The following is a 17,387-nucleotide window of genomic DNA, read 5'->3' on the forward strand; positions in this document are numbered from 1 at the left end:
CGCGAGGAACGCTATGTCCGAACGCCGCTTCGCGCCCAGTCGTGCCGGCATCGTCAACCTCTGGGACTACCGCGACGAGGAGTTTCTTTTCGTCGATGGCTGGCTGGTGCTGCGCGGGCCGAACGGCTCGGGAAAGACCAAGGCGCTGGAGGTGCTGTTTCCGTTCCTGCTGGACGGGCGGATCGAGCCACGCCGGCTCAACCCGTTCGCCAGCGAAGACCGCACGATGAAGTCCAACCTCCTCTATCGCGGGCAAGAGGTTGCGCATTCGTACGTCTGGATGGAGTTCGGTCGCGGTGGCCAGTACGTCACGATCGGTATCGGCCTGCGGGCGCACCGGCACGTAGACCGGGTCACGCGATGGCACTTCGTCACCGAGGGCCGCGTAGGCGTCGACTTCTCGCTGCTCGACGCTGATGACCGGCCGATGAGCCGCCGCGACCTGATCGCGCAACTCGGCGCCGACTCTGTGCGCGACTCGCCCGAGGAGTACCGCCACCTGGTCGACGCCCGGCTCTTCGGGCTCGGCCCGGCTCGCTACGAGCAGATGCTCGACCTCGTGCTGACCCTGCGCAAGCCGCAGCTCGCCAAGGACCTCAATCCGGTCGAGCTGTCCCGCACGTTGCAACGCGGCCTTCGACCCGTCGACGATCACCTGCTGGTGGAGGCGGCCGCCTCGTTCGACGACATGGAGGCGGTGGCCCGGACCCTGGAGGGTCTGGTCGCGGCCGACGCCGCCACCGCCGCCTTCCTCTCCGTGTACTCGACCTACCTGCGAACGCACGCGCGAGCGGCGGCTGACGCCCTGAGTACCCGGCGCGCGACAGCGGACGACCGCCGTGCGGCGTCGGCAGCCGCGAGGGACGGGCTGTCCGCGGCGACCGCTGCCGAGGAGGCGGCTGCCGGCCGGCTCCTCACTATCGACGGCGAGCCGGGGCGGCTCCGTGCCCATCTGGACAGCCTGAAGAGCTCGGCGGCGTACCGTTCGCACGAGCAGCTCGCCGACCTCGAGCGGCACCTACGCGACCTGGCCACCGCCGCCCAGCGATCCACCGAGGCGGTGCGGGTGGAGCGGGCGGCGGTCGCGCGGCGGCGCGAGGAGTGGGAGCGTGCCGGGGCGGCCGCCCGCGACGCGGAAACGGCGGTACAGCGTCTCGCGGCCGACCTGTTACTCGACGCCGAGGCCGCCGGGATCCCCTGGACGGTGGATGACTCCCGGGGCGAGGGCCTGGCCGTGCGGATCAGTGCCCGGGTCAGCGCCCGGCGCGACGACGTACGAGCGGTCCGCGAGCAGGCCGCCCGGCTGCTGCAGGCCGAACGCGACCACGTGCGCGCGGCGGACGAGTCGGCCGCCGCCGCGCTGTCGGCTGAGGAAGCTGAGCGGGCCGAGCGGAGCGCCGAGGCTGCGGTCGGTGAGGCACGGCGCCAGGCCGGCGCGGCCGTCGAGCGGTGGGAGCGCCTGCACGCGGACCTGCTGGCCGACCTCGACCTGGCAGCGCTCACACCAGCGTTGCGCGCGGCCGTCGACCAGGCCGGTGAGGCCGGCGCGCAGACGCTCAGGGAGGCATACGTCGAGGCGGTGGCGCCGGCCGTCACCACCCGGCGCGACGCGCTCGCCACGCTGCGGTCGCGCTGCTCGTCGCTGCGGGAGCGGCGGGCGGAGGTGGCGGCGGAGCGCGCGCGGATCGCCGCCGAGCACGACGACGCGCCGCCGGCCGCACTCACCCGGCCGGCGTCCCGTGATGGCCGGTCCGGCGCACCGCTGTGGCGGCTGGTCCGGTTCGCCGACACCGTCGACGACACTGAGGCGGCCGCGATCGAGGCGGCGTTGCAGGCCGCGGGGCTGCTGGACGCCTGGCTGCATCCCGGCACGCCGGCCACCGCGACCGCGCTGGCCAGCGGGGAGCAGGACGGCTACCTGGTCGCGTTGCCGGAGGAGCGCCGGCCCGCGGGGCGGACGCTCGCCGACGTACTGCTGTCGGAGGAGCAGGACGAGGTCACGGCCGACCGGATCCGCGAGGTGCTGGCGTCTATCGCGCTTGCCGACACCGTCGGGCCCGGCGCGGATGCCGCCACGACGATCGGCCGGTCCGGCCAGTACTCGCAGGACGTCACCCTCGGCGCGTACCGCAAGCCGGCACCGGAGTACATCGGTGCGACCGCGCGGGCGGCCCGCCGAGCGGCGCGGATCGCCGACTGCGACCGGACACTGTCCACACTCGACGCCGAAATCGCCGACCTGGAGCGCGAGCGAACGGCGCTCGAAGGTGTGCTCTCCGCGATCGACACCGCCGGTGGTGACCTGCCGCCCCTGGCTCCCATCCACACCGCACTACGGGAGCTGGACCGGGCCGCCGCGACCTTCCGAACCCGCCAGGACGCCTCGGCCGCCGCCGCGCAACGCCTCGACCAGGCACTCGCCGAAAAGGCGGCGGCCGGCGCGGCACTGCGGCGCACCACCGCCGACCGTTCGCTCTCGCCCGATCAGGTCGACGAGATCAGCGACGCCACCGCCAGGTTCGAGAAGCTGGGCGTACGTCTCGATACGGCCGGTCCGGCCGCTACCCGGGCCGCGGAGGCCGAGGGAGAGGCGAGGGGTCGCCACGAGGAGGCGTATGACCGGCTCGCCGAGGCACAGGCCGCGCAGCACGAGGCGACCCTCCGGCACGAGGAGAAGAACGAGGCGTACCAGACGTTGCGGGCCACCATCGGGGCCGAGGCCGAGCAGGTCCTCGCCGAGGTGGCACAGGTCCAGGGCCAGATCACCGAGGCCGAGGCGGCGCTGTCCCGCGCACGCGAGGAGGTCACGGCCGCTCGCGAGCGCTGCTCCTCTGCCCGTACTCGCGTGGAGTTGAGCGAGCAGGCACTGGCCGATGCCGTCCAGGAGGCGCACCACGAGGCGTTGCGGCTGCGGCCGTACTCGCATCCTGACCTGCTGGGCCTGCTGCGCTGCCCGACCGATCTGCGCTGGCCGGCACAGGCTGGATCAGCCGACGCGGCCCTGGATCCACAGATTGTGGCGCTGCACGACGCGATCCTCGCCGCCACTCGCGAGCTGAGCCCGACCGAGACCTCACTGAAGCAGAGCGCGACCCGGCTTACCACCGCCCTTTCCGAGCTACAGGCGCAGCTCCCCGCATCCGGTCTCGACCACCGGCCGGAGTGGGACACCGACGACGGCGTGATCGTCGTACGGGTCGCCGACGAGCATGGACTCAGCCCGGTCGCCCGCTTCGCCGAGCGGATCGGCCGGGAGCGGGCCGACCAGGAACAGCTCCTCACCGACGCTGAGCAGCGAATCTTGGAAGATGCCCTGTTGGGCCAGCTCGCCCGGCAGATCCACCGCCGCACCATCGAAGCCCGCGACCTGGTCGAAGGCATGGACACCCAGATGCGGGCCCGCCGGATGTCGTCCGGGCTGACCGTCGGCGTGGGCTGGCGGCTCTCCGACGACCTCGACCCGGAGCAGCGCGAAGTGTGCAAGCTGCTGGAGCGTGACCCGGCGCGCCTCGGACCGACCCAGCTCACCACGCTCCGCCGGCATTTCGCCGCCCGGATCAAGGTCGCTCGCGCGACCGCACCGGAGCAGCCGTACCGCGACCTGCTGGCCGAGGTGCTCGACTATCGGCGGTGGCGGATCTTCGCGTTCACGCTCCACCGCCCCGGCGGCGGCACCGAGGCCCTCACTCGGGCGCGGCACAGTCAGCTTTCCGGCGGAGAACAGTCGGTCTCCCTCCACCTGCCGCTCTTCGCCGCCGCCAACGCTCTCTTCGGCTCCGCCCGTCCGGACGCGCCCCGGCTGCTCGGGCTTGACGAGGCGTTCGCCGGCGTCGACGACAACGGCCGGGGCGAGCTCATGTCGTTGGCCAAACAGTTCGACCTGGATCTGTTCATGACCGGGTACGACCTCTGGGCCGCGCACCCGGCGGTGAGTGGTGCCGCGCACTACGACCTGTCGCACTCGGCGGTGGAGCACACGGTCTCCACCATCCTGCTGGTCTGGGACGGCTCGGCCAACGTCGCCGACTTCGACGGCAGCCTCGCCCGTGCCCTCGGCTCGCCCGAGACGCGCCGCGCGCCAGCCGCCGAGGTCGCGCTACCGCAACTGGCCCTCGACGGCATCGACGAATGACGGATCTGCTCGACGACCCAGGATGGGCAAGGCTGCTCGCGGCGGCGCGGCGCAGCCTCGAGCGCAGCGGCGGGTCACTCGACGGCATCGTCTCCGTGGCCGCGCCGACCGAGGCGGAGCGGTTGGTGGTCATCGGGGTCACCGGCACGCACCGGTCGGCGGCCGCCCAGCGGTTGACCGTACCCCTGGCCGAGCTCGACGCCTTTCTCCGCAACGCGTACGGCGCCGGCCTCGCCGACGTCCTGTCGGTGGCCAAGCCGTTGCGCGACCGGCCCGGTGAGCAGAAGCGGGAGGCTGTCGCCCGGGACGCGCTATTCGCCGCAGCCAGGGAAGGACGCCACGCCGCCGCCGGCTGGTACGAGGAGTGGCTGGAGGGCCTGCGCCGCGACGGCACGTTGACCCGAGTGATCCGGGCTGGGCTCCCGTTCACCGATGTCATCAGGGTTCTGGATGCGCTTCCGGCGGCCGACGAACCGATGCCGATCTTCGCTGAACGGATCCTCGACGACACGAAGGCCCTTGGCGACGGGACCCTGCGCGGCCTCGTCCTGCGGGCGCTGGCTGCCTGGCAACAGGTCCCCGCGCCGACCAACACCGAACAGGAGCGAGCGCTCTGGGAGTCGGTGGGCGTCGTGCCGGACGACCTGGCCAGCCAGATCCTCGTCCTCAACCTGCCTGCCTCCGGCGGGCTGGTGGGCTCCTGGCTCGACCAGGCGAGGGAGGCCGGCGTACCGATGCGCGTCACCCTTCACCAGCTACGGCTCGCGCCCCTGCGGCTCGACTGCGATGAGGTGTTCGTCTGCGAGAATCCGGCGGTGCTCCGCGCCGCCGCCGCCACGTTCGGCGGGCACGCCCGGCCACTGATCTGCACCGAAGGCACACCTTCGGCCGCCGCACACCAACTCCTGGGATACGCGGCGAACGTTCGGATCCGGTGGCGCAACGACTTCGATTGGGTCGGTCTACGCTTGACCGCCGCCGCGTTGGCCCGCTACCCGCGCGCCGTCCCCTGGCGCATGACCGGCGAGGACTACCTGCGTGCGGCTGGCTCCGGCCCGACGTTGCTCGGCGCACGGGCGGAGAGTCCCTGGGAGCCGTCGCTGTCAGAGGCGTTGAGCCGCGTCGGGCGGGCCGTGATGGAGGAGCGACTGCTGGACGACCTCTTGGCCGATCTGGCGCCTACACGGAGGTAGGGTCCCGCCCGACGCCCTCGCCGCTGGTGACGTCGGGGATGCCTGGATCTTGTGGCGTACCCTCCCCAGTGGACACAGGCGCTCGGCCGCTCGTGGATGGGGGATCAACTGCTGTGGATGAGGGGACCGGACTGAGTGCCGAGCGGATCAAGCACCTGGAGCTCATCCAGTCGGTTGTGGCGCGGCTCGCCAACAATTCGTTCCTGATCAAGGGGTGGACCCTCACGGTCGCGGCCGCGTTTTTCGCGTTGATCGCCAATCGTCAGGGATGGTCCACCGCCGTGGTCGGATTGGTGCCTCTGCTTGTCTTCTGGGGGCTGGATGCCGCTTTTCTCCGCCAGGAGCGACTCTTCCGGCGGCTCTACGAGGACGCGCGTACGCCCGACAGCCCGGTCGAGGTGCTGTCGATGGACGTCAGCCGGTACCGGGAGAATGTTGGCTGGTGGCACACGGTGACCTCGATGACTCTGCTGCCCTTCTACGGCGCGCTCGCGGCCGTTGACCTGCTTCTCATCGCCGCGCGGCTCTGGGTGCTCTGAATACAAGCGGTGTTCGTGGATGGACGCTGCGTGCATCGACTATTTACCCTCATTGGGCAAGGCCCCAGGGTGAGGTAGTCGTTCGCATCGGAAGGCCCGGGTCAGATGATCGATTCCGACGCGCTCGCCGATGAGCTCAAGTCCCTCCGGAAGGGCCGGGCGGCCCGACATCCGGCGCTTTCGCGTCGCCTCGGTCCGCAGGTGCGCCGGCTGTGCGCGATCGCTGACACCGACACGTCGGCCGAGTGCCGCGCCAAGTTGATGGCCGCCGCCCAGCGTCTGCTCGCCCACCAGCCGCAGGAGACCCGCCTCGCGGTGCTCGCCGCCCTGGCGCTGCATCCCGAGACCGAGCACCGCACGCTCCACGCCCGCGAGGCGTGGCTGGCGCAGCGGCTACACGTGCATGAGCGCACCGCGCGCCGGCGGGTCGACGACGGCATCCTGCTCCTCGCCGAGATGACCGCGGGTATCGGCCGGCACCAGGCGGAGGTGGTCGACGGCGAAGACTGGCGGGTGCGCTCGCTCGACGCGGTGCTCCGGCTCGACGCCGCCAGTCCTCAGCTCATCGAGCGGCGCACGATCATGGTGACCGGCGGCGAGGTCGGCGAGATCATCCACCGGATGAGCGTGCCGGTCGCCCGCCGGGCAGGCTCCCCGACGCACGACCTCCAGTGCGAGGTGATGCACGGCGCGCGCATCAAGGTTCGCGACCGCCCGTCCGACGACCACTTCGTCTACCGGCTCGACCTGCCGAGGCGGTTTCGCGTGGGCGAGATCCACGAGTACGGACTGCGCTTCCAGATCCCGCCCGGTCAGCCGATGGCCAACCACTACGTGATGCAGCCGCTCAACCCGTGCGACTCGTTCGACCTGACGATCCGCTTCCCGCCAGATCGGCTCCCCGGCCGGATCTGGCAGCTCGACGGCGTCGCGCCCCGGCTCGTCGACCGCGACCAGCCGATCGGTTCACTGCTCCGCCCCGACCGATTCGGCGAGCTGCGCGTCTCGTTCCAGGGGCTGCGGCAGGGCCGGGCGTACGGACTCAAGTGGACAGACAAAGAGGACGGCTGAGGAGGGTGTGAGCGGCGCCTCCCCAGCCGTCCGCAAACTGCGTTGGTTGGACGAATCAGTGCGACTCCACGTATGAAATCTCCTCTCGTGATGTCGCCGGAAACCCCGGTATCAGCGTGCCGGCGCATCTGTGAGGAGCCCAGATGTTGTCCGTTGTCCATCGCCCAGACAACGGCGAACAGTGTGTGTCGCGATGCCGGGCGCGCACTCGCCGACCAAGCCGCGCCCGAAAGAACATCTCTACGGTGCGAGCGCCTCGGCGAGCCGGGGCATGACGTCGCGGACGGAGGGGTGGGTCGGCCAGCGGTTCAGCTCGTAGCCGAGTCGCCGCAGGTCGGTGCTGACCGTCGCCGAGTGCGCCCGGCCAAACGAGTCGAGCGCCGCGTGCGCCTCGTCGCAGCCCTCCTCCAGCTCGCCGGCGGCCACGAGCGACAGCGCCAGCCGGGCGCCGAGACGGGCCCGCATCCGCTGGGCGGTGATCGGCGTACGGTCGAGCTGCGTGCGGAGGCGGTCGGCCGCCTGCTGGGGGAGGCCCAGGTCGTAGAGGCACCAGCCGGCCGCCATCTCGACCGGGTTTTCGATCGTGGTGCTGCCGAGCGGAGGTAGCGGCCCCTCGTCGAGCGGGCGGTCGAACCACCGTGCGGCGCGGTCGAGGGCGGCGAGGCAGGCGTCGTGGTCGCCGGCGAGCGCGTGCCCCTGCGCCTCCCGCTGGGCCGCCAGCCCGCGTACCCGGGCGGTGCGGCTGCTCGCCTGCGCCAGTTGGGCCAGCGCCACGGTGTCTCGGGCGTTGCGGTCGTACATCGCGATGTCCGCGCGCCGCACCAGCGCGTACGCCGCCAGGTCGTGGTCGCCGAGCTCCGCGGCCAACTCGACCGCCAGGTTGGTCCACGACAGGGCACGCTCGTGTGCGCCGGCCTCCTGCGCCATCCAGCCGGTGAGTTCCGCGTACCGGCTGGCGAGGCCGAGGAGCTGCTCGCGTACCGGCGATTGGGCATAGGCCGCGATGCCGCTCAGCATGCGGGTCTGGAGGATGAGGATGGGGAGCAGCATCGCCGGTGTGGTCGTCTGGCCCATCTGGCGAATCTCGTCGAACATCGAGCGGTAGCGCTCGAAGTCGTCGGTCCCCGGCCCGCGCAGCCGGTCGGCCGGCGGCATCGCCCAGGTGAGCGTCTCCAGCACGGTCGGTGGTGGACCGTCGCGGCGTTGCGCGGTGCTGAACTCGCCCCCGCCGTCCTTGTCGAGGCGGATCCACCAGTGGCTGTCCGAGTCGATCGAGAGGGGGTGCGTGTTGACCACGCGCTCGTTGGGCCGGCGGATCCGCTGGCGCTCGGGTACGAGCGCGGAGAGGTCGCCGTTTGCCTTCAGCGCGGCATCGCAGCGGCGCGCCAGGTCGGGGCTGGGGGCCTTCGCGCCCGTCTCGATCTTGCTGAGGTGGCTTTTGCTGTAATTGAGTTTCTGGGCGAAACGCCCGAGGGTGTAGCCGGAGGCGAGTCGCCTTCTTCTGAGTTCGGCGCCGAACGACATGGCCTGATCGCTCCTTTCCGCGTATCGTTTTTCGTGACCGGCTGGATACGTGGTGTGACAGATCATCGCGTTATTCGTGGACTGAAAGCGTACATTCGACGGACAATCGTGCCGTCCTGCCTGCATGATCGGATGGCAGAAATTGTGGCCAGAAAGAAGGCCAAAATCCCGCGTACGCAGCGGGCACCATTGCACGGCACGGCGAGTCGGCTCGCACTACGCGAGTTGGGCTGTTGGTCGGCGGCGCGTCGGTCGGATAGCTGAGACTCTCTCGGCTTAGCCAAATAGGCGACAGGAAACAACTTGCCCTGGCCGTCGCCGCCTGCAACTGTGAAATACCTTGTCGCCGCGGGGAGGCATTGCGGCATTCGCGTCCCCACGGATCACTTACCCCTCGAAAGCGACGTGGATGACGGACATCTTTGTCAACTACAGATCTTCCGACGAGCCGCTCGCCGCCTTGATCATTGACCAAGCATTGACGGCGAGGCTCGATGCCGGCCGCGTCTTCCGCGACACGCGCTCGATCGAGCTGGGGGCCCACTTCCCACCGGAGATCCGGCAGGCACTCCAGGCGTGCCGGGTCCTGCTGGCGATCATCGGCACGGGCTGGCTCGCCGAGGACAGGCACGGCGCGCGCCGCATCGACGACCCGCAGGACTTCGTCCGGATGGAGATCGCGGAGGCGCTGCGCCGGGATATCCGCGTGGTGCCGGTGCTGGTCGGCGGCGCTGTGCTGCCGCGCGCTTCCGAGCTGCCCGCCGACGTGGCCGGGCTGGTGACCCGGCAGTACCTCGAGCTTCGTACGCGGTACGCGGCGCACGACGTGCGGCGGCTGGTCGAAGAGCTGCTGCGGATCGTGGGCGCGCCACCGCCGGCAGGCTCCGCGGGGGCGGTGCCGACGCAGGTGGTGGTCACCAACATGCACGGCCCGGTCGACGCCCGCCGTTCGGTCTTCGGCATCAACAACGCGAGGTAGGACCGATGACGGACGCGGAGCCCGAGCCGGAGCGCCGGGAGGGACCAGCGACACCACCACACGTTCAGGAGGAGGCGGCCCAGCCCGCTGATACGGCGGAGGTGCCCGACGACGGTGGCCTGGCGGACGCCGTCGACGACACCGACCGCACGCGGCCCGCCGGGGCGCCGGAAGCCACCGACCCACCAGCGGAGCCGCGCGCGGAGCAGGAGAAGGTCGCCGGTGGCCGGGAGCGCCGGCGTGACCGGGAGACCCAAGACCGGCCGACCGGCGCGAACGTCAACCACGTCGTCAACAACTTCTACAGCCAGGTCTACGCGAGCGGCAGCACGTTCGGCACCGCCGGCGGTCCGGGCGGCGGCGAGGGGCGGCGGCGGGAGACGGGACGGCTCGGCGAAGGCGAGGTCGCCGCGGTGGCCAGCCGGTACGCGCGGCCCGACTGCTTCGCCGAGGCCCTGGCGGTGCTCCGCGAACGCCGAGTGGTCGTCGTCGAGGGACAGCCCGGCACCGGCCGCCGTGCCGGCGCGATCAGCCTCCTGCACGAGGTCGCCAGGGACCTCCTGGTGCTCTCGCCGATGCTGACCCTGCGGGCGCTCGCCAAGCGTGAGTACGAGGCCGGCGTCGGCTACCTGGTGGTCGACCGGCTGCCCGACGGCGATCTGACCGACGTGGACTTCACCTGGGCGAACGTGCTCGACCAGGTCCGCGACGCCGGTGCCTACCTGGTGGTGACCAGCGCCGCCGTCGCGGTCCGGGCGGCCAACCGGGCGGTGCGGCACGTCACCTGGGAGCGGCCGCCCGACGCTGACGTACTCCGTGCCCAACTGGTCGGCCGGGGCCATCCGCGGTCCGATGTGGACGCGATGGTGGCGCGGCTCCTGGCCGAGCTGCCGGAGGAGTGCACGCTCGCGCGCCTGGTGGAGCTGGCCGGGCTCATCCAGGCGGGGGTCGCACCGGAGAAGGCACTGACCCAGCTGGACGAGAGCGCCGGGCGCGAGGTGCGGAGCTGGTTCGCCGAGAGGCCCAGCCCCGACGAGATCCTCGAGGTCACCGCGCTCTGCTTCCTCGAAGGCACCGACGTGCGCACCTTCGAGACGCTGCTGGAACGGCTCCGCCTGTCGGTGGCCAAGCGGATGCCGAAGAAGGAGACCGAGAGCGAAGCGCCGACCGACGTCTTCGGCGACCGCGGCGCGCGGGTCGAGGGCGGCGGCCTGATCGGGGTCAGAGACCTCCAGCTCCGCACCGGCAACACGCGGGTGATGGTGTTCAAGGACGAGGCGTACGTGCGTTTCGTACTCGACGAGCTGTGGCGGTCCCGCTCGGTCGCCTTCTGGGACGCCGTACGCGACTGGCTCGACGGCGTGATCCGCGAGGGCGACAGCCTCCACGTGGCGTACGGGCTCTCCTGGCTGGCGTGCGCGAGCGTCGACGAGGTGGAGCGCTCCTATCTGGAGCGTTGGTCGTGGGGCGAGGTCGGCGGATACGGGCAGTACACGGCGACGTACGTGCTCTGGCACATGTGCTGCCGCGACGGGCTGGCACCGATCGCCCTCCAGACGGCGGTCAGGTGGGCGAACGACCGGGATGCCGACCGCCGGTGGACGGCGATCCTCGCGTTCAGCGGCGAGTTGGGGATCTCCTACCCCATCGACGCGGTCAACCGTCTCTGGCAGCTCACCACACAGCGCGACGACGTCAGCGGGTCCGGCTGCGCCGCCCTGGCCTGCCTCTTCGCGATCCTCGCCGACGAGACCGACGAAGACGCCAAGGTCGTGCTGAGGCTGCTCGACCGGACCATGAAGAAGTTCGCGACGGGGAGCGGCGGCGACCGTACCCAGACGAAGGACCGCATCCGCCTGCGCGACCTCACCATGACGGCGGCGCTGGCGCTCGTGTCGTTTCCGAGTACGCGCACCAACCGCCCAGCCATCTTCGAGTTTCTGCACCGGCATCCGGAACGGATCCAGGTCGCCGCGCGCATCTGGGCCGGCGTCATCCGCTACCGGCCACACCGCCGGGAGGCGCTTGTCGCACTGCGGCGGGCCCTGCACGCCCTACGCGAGATCAGTGAGAAAGCGCGGGAGGAAGCGCGCGCCTTCGGCATCGCCCTGAACGACGCGCTTCCGCCACACGAACGGCTTCGCTTCAAGGAGCACTTTTTGATGATCGACGAACAACTGCGCCGCGGGAAGAAAGAGTCGCCCGCCGAGGTGCTGCTGGCGTGCCTGGAGGCGATTTCCGAGACCACCATGCTGGAGGGCGTGAAGTGAGCATCGCGTACCCGATCGCGGCCCGCCGCAAGCTCGACCCCGCTGACAAGGCGCACTGGTACAGCAAGCGGAAGCGCAAGGAGAGCGAGCTTCTCAAGCCGGACGCGCACCACGTGCTGGTGTACCGGGTCGACGGGCAGTACGTGCTGGACAACGACCGCATGCCGGCGGCGGACGACCGCGTCGTCAGCGCCACGCACGTGAGCATGGTGGACATGCGGCGGGACGCGCCCGTGGTGGTGACGCTGCACATCCCCTCGGCCGACGCGTCGTACTTCGAGGTGGTGGTGATGTTCGTCTGCACCGTCAACGACCCGATCGCGGTCGTGCGGGGCGGAGTCCAGGCGCAGGAGGCGCTGCTGGCGCACCTGAAGGCGCACCACAAGCTCTTCGAACTGGGGCTGCGGTACCGGCTCTCGGACGTCAACGAGGTGCGGCGGGTCATCGGGGCACAGGTCACGGCGTACGTGACGATCAAGCCGCCGGTGGTGCTGGGCATGGCGGTGTCGATGGCGTCGGTCGAGGTGAGCACGCCGGAGGTGCTCACCAAGTACGAGTCGCGGCACCGTGACAAGGACTTCGAGCAGCGCCTGGCCCGGCAGGAGCAGGAGTACCAGCAGCAGCTCAAGGTCGGCGAGGTGCGCTACGAGCAGTCCATGGCGAGCGTGCGGCAGGAGCACGAGCACTCTCTCGCGTCCGGGCGGCAAGAGCACGATCACACGATGGCCGACGTACGGCAGCGGCACGAGCACCGGCTGGCCGATCGGGCGCACGACCGCGAGCAGGACGTGCGGACGTCGGACGCGCGGCACAGCCAGCAACTGGCCAGGGAGCGGAACGAGTTCGAGTACGAGCAGTTCGAGCGCCGGATGGAGCTGATCGGGAGCGACCCGCGCAGGGCGCTGATGGCGGCCTTCGTCGGCGGGCGGATCGACGCCTCGACGCTCTCCGAGGAGCTGCGCGTGCTCGACGACCGCGACCGGCAGGAGCGCATCCGGGAGCTGGAGTTCGAACGGGATAGCCGGCGCGAGCAGGCGGCGATCGAGCGCGAGGAGCGGAGCCGGCTTCAGGAGTACGAGCGGGAGGGAGCGCGCGAGCGGGCGGCCATGGAGTTGGAGGAGCGGCGACTCGATCGCGAGGAGAAGCGGCAGGAGCGCGACGAGAGGCGCGAGCGCGAGGAGCGGGACCGGACCGACGTGCGGCGCCGGGAGGACCGCGCCTACGACGACAGGGTGCGGCAGGAGCAGGACGAGCGGGAGGACCGCAAGGAGCTGCTGCGGATGCGCGTCGAGCTGCTGCGCCAGTCCATCGCGCAGGGTCAGATGAACATGGTCGACCTGCACGCGGAGAAGCTGTACACCGAGGTCATGGGCCTGTCGCCGCAGCCGGAGGTGGGCACGTCGACCGCACCGCGGCTGATGCCTCCCGACCCGCCCGTCGCCGAGCTGGAGGCCGACGAGGACAAGATCGGACAGGTGCGTGAGGAGGATGACTGAGACCCTGCTCCTCCGGCCGCGCGGCGCCGACGACGACCGCCCGCGGGACGACCGGCAGCCGTACCGCCCGGCGCGGCCCGAGTACGGCCCAGGGCGTGCCCTCCGCCAGGTCGCCGGCGTCAACGAGACGATCCTCGACTGGGTACCGGAGGAGCGCCCCCGCTACACGCGGCTCGGCGCGATCGTGCTCAACACCGGAGTCATGGCCATGCTGTCGATGGCCGTGCTGCTGAGCAAGGTGGACGTGCCGTTCGTCGCCGTAGTGCCGATCGCGGTGATGTGGGGCTACCTCATCCTGAGCTTCGACGGTTGGCTGGTCGCCAGCACGCACGGCGTCCTCGGCCTCGCCAAGCTGAGGACGTACCTGCCGCGCATGGCGATCTCGATCCTGATGGGCGTGGTGATCGCGGAGCCGCTGCTGCTGTGGGTCTTCGGCCCGGCCATCGAGACAGAGGTACGTGATCAGCGCGAGGCCGTCGTGGCCACGTACGAAGCCCGGCTCAAGGAGTGCAATCCCACCTCCGGGGCGGCGCCGGCCGCCGCCGGCTGCGGTCCCTTCCTGCTGAACGTGCCGGAATCGCCGGAGAGCACGCGCCAGGAGCTGCGAAACGCCAAGCTCGAACGCACGACGCTGGAGGGGCGCATCGGGCAGATCGACAAGGAGATCGCCCGCCGCGAGCAGCTCGCCCGTCTGGAGTGCAACGGCACGAAGGTCGACGGTACGACCGGACGCCCCGGCGTCGGGCCGAACTGCCGGCGCAACCGGGCCGAGGCCGACCGATACCAGGCATCGAGCAATGTGGACAAGCTGCGGGACGACCTCTCCGCGCTCGACCGGCGGATCGACGCTCTCACCGCGCGGGAAGGGGCGGCGAGCGGCACATACGCGGGCGCGGTCAACACCGAGATCAGCAAGCGGGTCGCGGACAAGCGCGACAACCAGGACATGATCGGGATTCTGGACGAGATCAAGGCCCTCGACTCGCTCGCCCACAAGAGCGGGTTCGTGCTGGCCGCCTCCTGGCTGCTGCGCCTCCTGCTCGTCGCGATCGACTGCCTGCCGGTGCTCACCAAGCTTATGAGCCGGACCACCACGTACGACGTGCTGCTCGGCCGGCAGCTCGACGTCAGCGGGCGCCTGCACGAGAAGTACACGACCGAGCGCGAGCAGCGCGACGGTGGCCGCATCGACGTGTCGATCCTGGAGAACGAGCACCGCGTGCGCGCGCAGATGGAGCAGATCGACGAGGCCGACCGCGACGCGCGGGCGCAGCGGGAGGCGGTGCTCGACGACCAGATCGAGCGGCTGGCGGCCCGACTGCGCGACGATCCGCGAGGCGGCCTGGGGTAGCGGGGCGAGCCGGGCCAGGGGAGATGATGTCCTGGTGAGCCGGGCAGTGGAGGAGACCAACCGGAGGATGCTGCGGGCCCGGGACGCGATGGACCGGGCGTACGCGCAGCCGCTCGACATCCCGGCCCTCGCCCGCATCGCGCACGCCTCCGAGGGGCACTTCATCCGGACGTTCCGGGCCACCTTCGGCGAGACGCCACACCGCTACCTCCAGCGGCGGCGAGTGGAGCGCTCGATGCACCTGCTCCGGTCGACCGACCGGCCGGTGACCGAGATCTGCCTCGCGGTGGGCTTCACCAGTCTGGGGACGTTCAGCCGTACATTTCGCGAAATCGTGGGGCAGTCGCCCTCGGCGTACCGCCGGACCGCGGTGACCGTCGCGGCGCCGACCTGCTTCACGCGGACCTGGATGCGACCTGTCAGTTTTGGATAAGCGCGCCACGGTCACCGGCGGCTAGCGTCGCCATCATGCTGAACGCGACGAGGATGTCCTCGATTTTCGTGCTCGACCAGGACGAGGCCCTGGATTTCTATGTCGGCACGCTGGGGCTGGAGGTCAACACCGACCAGGATCTGGGCTTCATGCGCTGGCTCACCGTCAACGTGCCCGGCGACCCGGAACGCACCATCCTGCTGGAGAAGCCCGGCCCGCCCTCGATGGACGAGGCGACGGCGGAGCGGGCGCGTGAGCTGCTGACAAAAGGTGCCGCCGGCGGCTGGCTCGGCTTCGCCACCGACGACGCGCGCAAGACGTACGAGGAGCTGAAGGCGAAGGGCGTCGAGTTTACGGACGAGCCGACCGAGCAGCCGTACGGCATCGACTTTGGCCTGCGCGACCCCTTCGGCAACGCGATCCGGATCTTGCAGCCGCGCGGCTAGCCTGACGCCGCTGGCCGCTGGCCGCTGGCGACTGGACCTGGCGAAAGGTCTGGCGGACGCCGCGCGTCAGGCGACGCCCTCGGGGCGGAACTGCACGCTCACGCGCGGGCCGACCGGCCTGGCGGTCTTGGGCACGGCGTGCTCCCAGGTGCGCTGGCACGAGCCGCCCATGACGATCAGGTCGCCGTGGCCGAGCGGGAAGCGGAGGCTGGCACCGCCGCCGCGAGGGCGCAGCAGCAGCGGGCGGGGCGCGCCAAACGAGACGATCGCGACCATCGTGTCGAAGCGCGACGAGCGGCCGGTGGTGTCGCCGTGCCAGGCGACGCTGTCGCGCCCGGTGCGGTAGAGGCACATGCCCGCCGTGACGAACGGCTCGCCGAGCTCGGGGGCGTAGTGGGCGGTGAGCCGGTCGCGCGCCTCCTCCAGCAGCGGGTCGGGCAGTGGGGCTCCGCCTCCGTACCAGCACAGGAGGCGGGGCACGTCGACCTCCCGCTCGTACATCTCCCGGCGCTCGGCGCGCCAGGGCACCTTGTGCAGGAGCGTGTCGAGTAGCAGGTCGGAGCCGCGAACCCAGCCGGGCAGGTGGTCGACCCAGGCGCCCCGGGTCAGCTGGTGCCGCCGGACCTGGCCGGCGAGCGGACCGAGGCTGACCTGCTCGGCGAGGTCGAGCATCGAGGGCTGGTGCGCGACTTCCATGCCGGCACCCTACGCTCATTCGCACACTCGTGCTAATCCGTACGCGGCTAGCGTGTCGTCCAGCATCCGCTCCTGGGCCTGCGGGGGATAGCCGGCGGGGTCGCCCGAGGCGAGCACGGCCGCCCCCTCGACCAGCGCGATCAGTGCCGAGGCGACTGCCGCCGCCCGCCCCGGCGACCAGTCGGGCGCGGTGGCGGCCACCAGCCGGGAAATGCGCTGCCGCCACGCCTGGTTGTTGGCGCGGTGCTGGGCGATCAGCTCGTCGTCGGCCACCGCGGCGGCGAGGAAGCCGACCCAGACCGTGCTCTCGGCGCGCAGTTCGTCGTCGAGCGCAAGCCCTTGGCCGAGTACGGCCCGCAGCGCCTCGCCCGGGGAGGTCGCCTCGGCTTCCAGTCGCTCGGCCCGGGTCCTGGTGCGCTCGTGCAGCAGGCGCCGGGCGTGCAGGAGCAGGGCGCGGCGGTGCGGGAAGCGGTGCATCACGAGCCCCGTGGTGCATCCGGCGGCGGCGGCGACCGCGCGGATGGTCAGGCGCTCGATCCCCTGGTGGGCGAGCACGTCCCAGACCGCGTGGGAGAGGTGCGCCTCCTGGGCGGGGCGGTCGGCCGTACGCGACATGGGCGGAGCTTACCGTAACGCATGTTACGGTAACGCTCGTGATGAGCGAGACCTGGGACATCGAGGTGCGGCCGTGGGACGATCCCGCGGGCGCGGCACTCCGCAAGGAGCAGCGGGCCGAGCTGGACGCCCGCTACGGCGGCGGCAACCACGAGCCCGGACCCGCGCCCTCGGCGGGGGACATCGACCACTTCGTCGTGGCGTTCGATCGGCACAGCGGCGGGGCGCTCGGCTGCGGCGCGCTGCGGCGGCTCGACTCGGGGAGCGCCGAGATCAAGCGGATGTACGTGGTGCCCGAAGCCCGTGGCACCGGCCTGGCGACCGCCCTCCTCCAGGTGCTCGAGGCGGCCGCACTCCGGCGCGGCTGGTCGACGATCCGCCTCGAGACCGGTACCGCGCAGCCGGACGCCCAGCGCTTCTACGAGCGCGAGGGTTATCACCGCATCCCCCTCTTCGGCAGCTACGTGGGCTCGACCCTCTCCGTCTGCTACGAGCGAACGCTGGCCTGACCACGGCCGCTCCGCCCGGCACGGCCGCGTGGCCGGCCCGAAGCGCAACGCGCCGAGTGCCGCACGCGGTCGCGCGGCCCTGGGCGTGGCCGCGCTGCCCGGGAGGTCCGCGCGAGGCTGACCCGGAGGGCAA

Annotated in this window: 14 protein-coding genes; 11 read left to right on the forward strand and 3 right to left on the reverse strand. The window is 71.3% G+C overall.

Going from position 1 to position 17,387, the window contains the following annotated elements:
• Positions 1-13 precede the first annotated feature (13 nt).
• The 4 genes from ACFFIA_RS35995 to ACFFIA_RS36010 all read left to right on the forward strand — a co-directional run bounded on the left by ACFFIA_RS35995 (position 14) and on the right by ACFFIA_RS36010 (position 6,935).
• Complete coding sequence (locus ACFFIA_RS35995; RefSeq protein WP_377260141.1) at positions 14-4,132, forward strand: TIGR02680 family protein; 4,119 nt, start codon at positions 14-16, stop codon at positions 4,130-4,132.
• The gene (locus ACFFIA_RS36000; RefSeq protein ID WP_377260143.1) at positions 4,129-5,325 is read left to right on the forward strand and encodes a TIGR02679 family protein; all 1,197 of its coding nucleotides are present in this window, start codon (positions 4,129-4,131) and stop codon (positions 5,323-5,325) included. The genes ACFFIA_RS35995 and ACFFIA_RS36000 overlap by 4 nt, the downstream gene beginning before the upstream one ends.
• 113 nt (positions 5,326-5,438) lie before the next feature.
• Positions 5,439-5,864 carry a hypothetical protein gene (locus ACFFIA_RS36005; RefSeq protein ID WP_377260145.1) on the forward strand — a complete coding sequence of 142 codons (426 nt, stop codon included), beginning with the start codon at positions 5,439-5,441 and terminating at the stop codon, positions 5,862-5,864.
• 105 nt (positions 5,865-5,969) lie between these two features.
• Positions 5,970-6,935 (forward strand): hypothetical protein, encoded by a 966-nt coding sequence (locus ACFFIA_RS36010; RefSeq protein WP_377260147.1) that lies wholly within the window; start codon positions 5,970-5,972, stop codon positions 6,933-6,935.
• Positions 6,936-7,175: 240 nt separating this feature from the next.
• On the opposite strand, the gene ACFFIA_RS36015 is transcribed toward ACFFIA_RS36010, so the two are convergent.
• Complete coding sequence (locus ACFFIA_RS36015; protein WP_377260148.1) at positions 7,176-8,459, reverse strand: helix-turn-helix domain-containing protein; 1,284 nt, start codon at positions 8,457-8,459, stop codon at positions 7,176-7,178.
• A 409-nt stretch (positions 8,460-8,868) separates the two neighbouring features.
• On the opposite strand from ACFFIA_RS36015, the gene ACFFIA_RS36020 reads away from it, so the two are divergent.
• Genes ACFFIA_RS36020 through ACFFIA_RS36045 form a run of 6 tightly spaced genes read left to right on the forward strand, consistent with a single transcriptional unit; the run spans position 8,869 to position 15,434 of the window.
• A complete protein-coding gene (locus ACFFIA_RS36020; RefSeq protein ID WP_377260149.1) occupies positions 8,869-9,438 on the forward strand; it encodes a toll/interleukin-1 receptor domain-containing protein in 570 nt (189 codons plus the stop codon).
• Positions 9,439-9,443: 5 nt separating this feature from the next.
• Entirely contained in the window at positions 9,444-11,708 is a 2,265-nt protein-coding gene (locus tag ACFFIA_RS36025; RefSeq protein WP_377260150.1) for a hypothetical protein, read from the forward strand.
• Positions 11,705-13,204, forward strand: coding sequence for a hypothetical protein (locus ACFFIA_RS36030; RefSeq protein WP_377260152.1), 1,500 nt, complete (start codon positions 11,705-11,707; stop codon positions 13,202-13,204). Before ACFFIA_RS36025 ends, ACFFIA_RS36030 begins: the two co-directional genes overlap by 4 nt.
• A complete protein-coding gene (locus tag ACFFIA_RS36035) occupies positions 13,197-14,555 on the forward strand; it encodes a DUF4407 domain-containing protein (protein ID WP_377260154.1) in 1,359 nt (452 codons plus the stop codon). Before ACFFIA_RS36030 ends, ACFFIA_RS36035 begins: the two co-directional genes overlap by 8 nt.
• A gap of 34 nt (positions 14,556-14,589) precedes the next feature.
• Positions 14,590-14,988, forward strand: a complete 399-nt coding sequence (locus tag ACFFIA_RS36040) for a helix-turn-helix domain-containing protein (RefSeq protein ID WP_377260156.1) — start codon at positions 14,590-14,592, stop codon at positions 14,986-14,988.
• Positions 14,989-15,023: 35 nt separating this feature from the next.
• On the forward strand, positions 15,024-15,434 hold the full coding sequence (locus tag ACFFIA_RS36045; RefSeq protein ID WP_377260158.1) for a VOC family protein: 411 nt from the start codon (positions 15,024-15,026) through the stop codon (positions 15,432-15,434).
• A 66-nt stretch (positions 15,435-15,500) separates the two neighbouring features.
• On the opposite strand, the gene ACFFIA_RS36050 is transcribed toward ACFFIA_RS36045, so the two are convergent.
• Together ACFFIA_RS36050 and ACFFIA_RS36055 are read right to left on the reverse strand one after the other, a co-directional pair.
• On the reverse strand, positions 15,501-16,130 hold the full coding sequence (locus ACFFIA_RS36050) for an alpha-ketoglutarate-dependent dioxygenase AlkB (RefSeq protein WP_377260160.1): 630 nt from the start codon (positions 16,128-16,130) through the stop codon (positions 15,501-15,503).
• Between the two features lie 15 nt (positions 16,131-16,145).
• Positions 16,146-16,745, reverse strand: coding sequence for a TetR/AcrR family transcriptional regulator (locus ACFFIA_RS36055; RefSeq protein ID WP_377260162.1), 600 nt, complete (start codon positions 16,743-16,745; stop codon positions 16,146-16,148).
• A 41-nt stretch (positions 16,746-16,786) separates the two neighbouring features.
• Here ACFFIA_RS36055 and ACFFIA_RS36060 point away from each other — a divergent pair, with 41 nt between their 5' ends.
• Complete coding sequence (locus tag ACFFIA_RS36060; RefSeq protein ID WP_377260164.1) at positions 16,787-17,254, forward strand: GNAT family N-acetyltransferase; 468 nt, start codon at positions 16,787-16,789, stop codon at positions 17,252-17,254.
• The last annotated feature ends 133 nt before the right edge of the window (positions 17,255-17,387 follow it).

It is taken from the genome of Phytohabitans kaempferiae, from assembly GCF_042433955.1.
GTDB lineage: Bacteria > Actinomycetota > Actinomycetes > Mycobacteriales > Micromonosporaceae > Phytohabitans > Phytohabitans kaempferiae.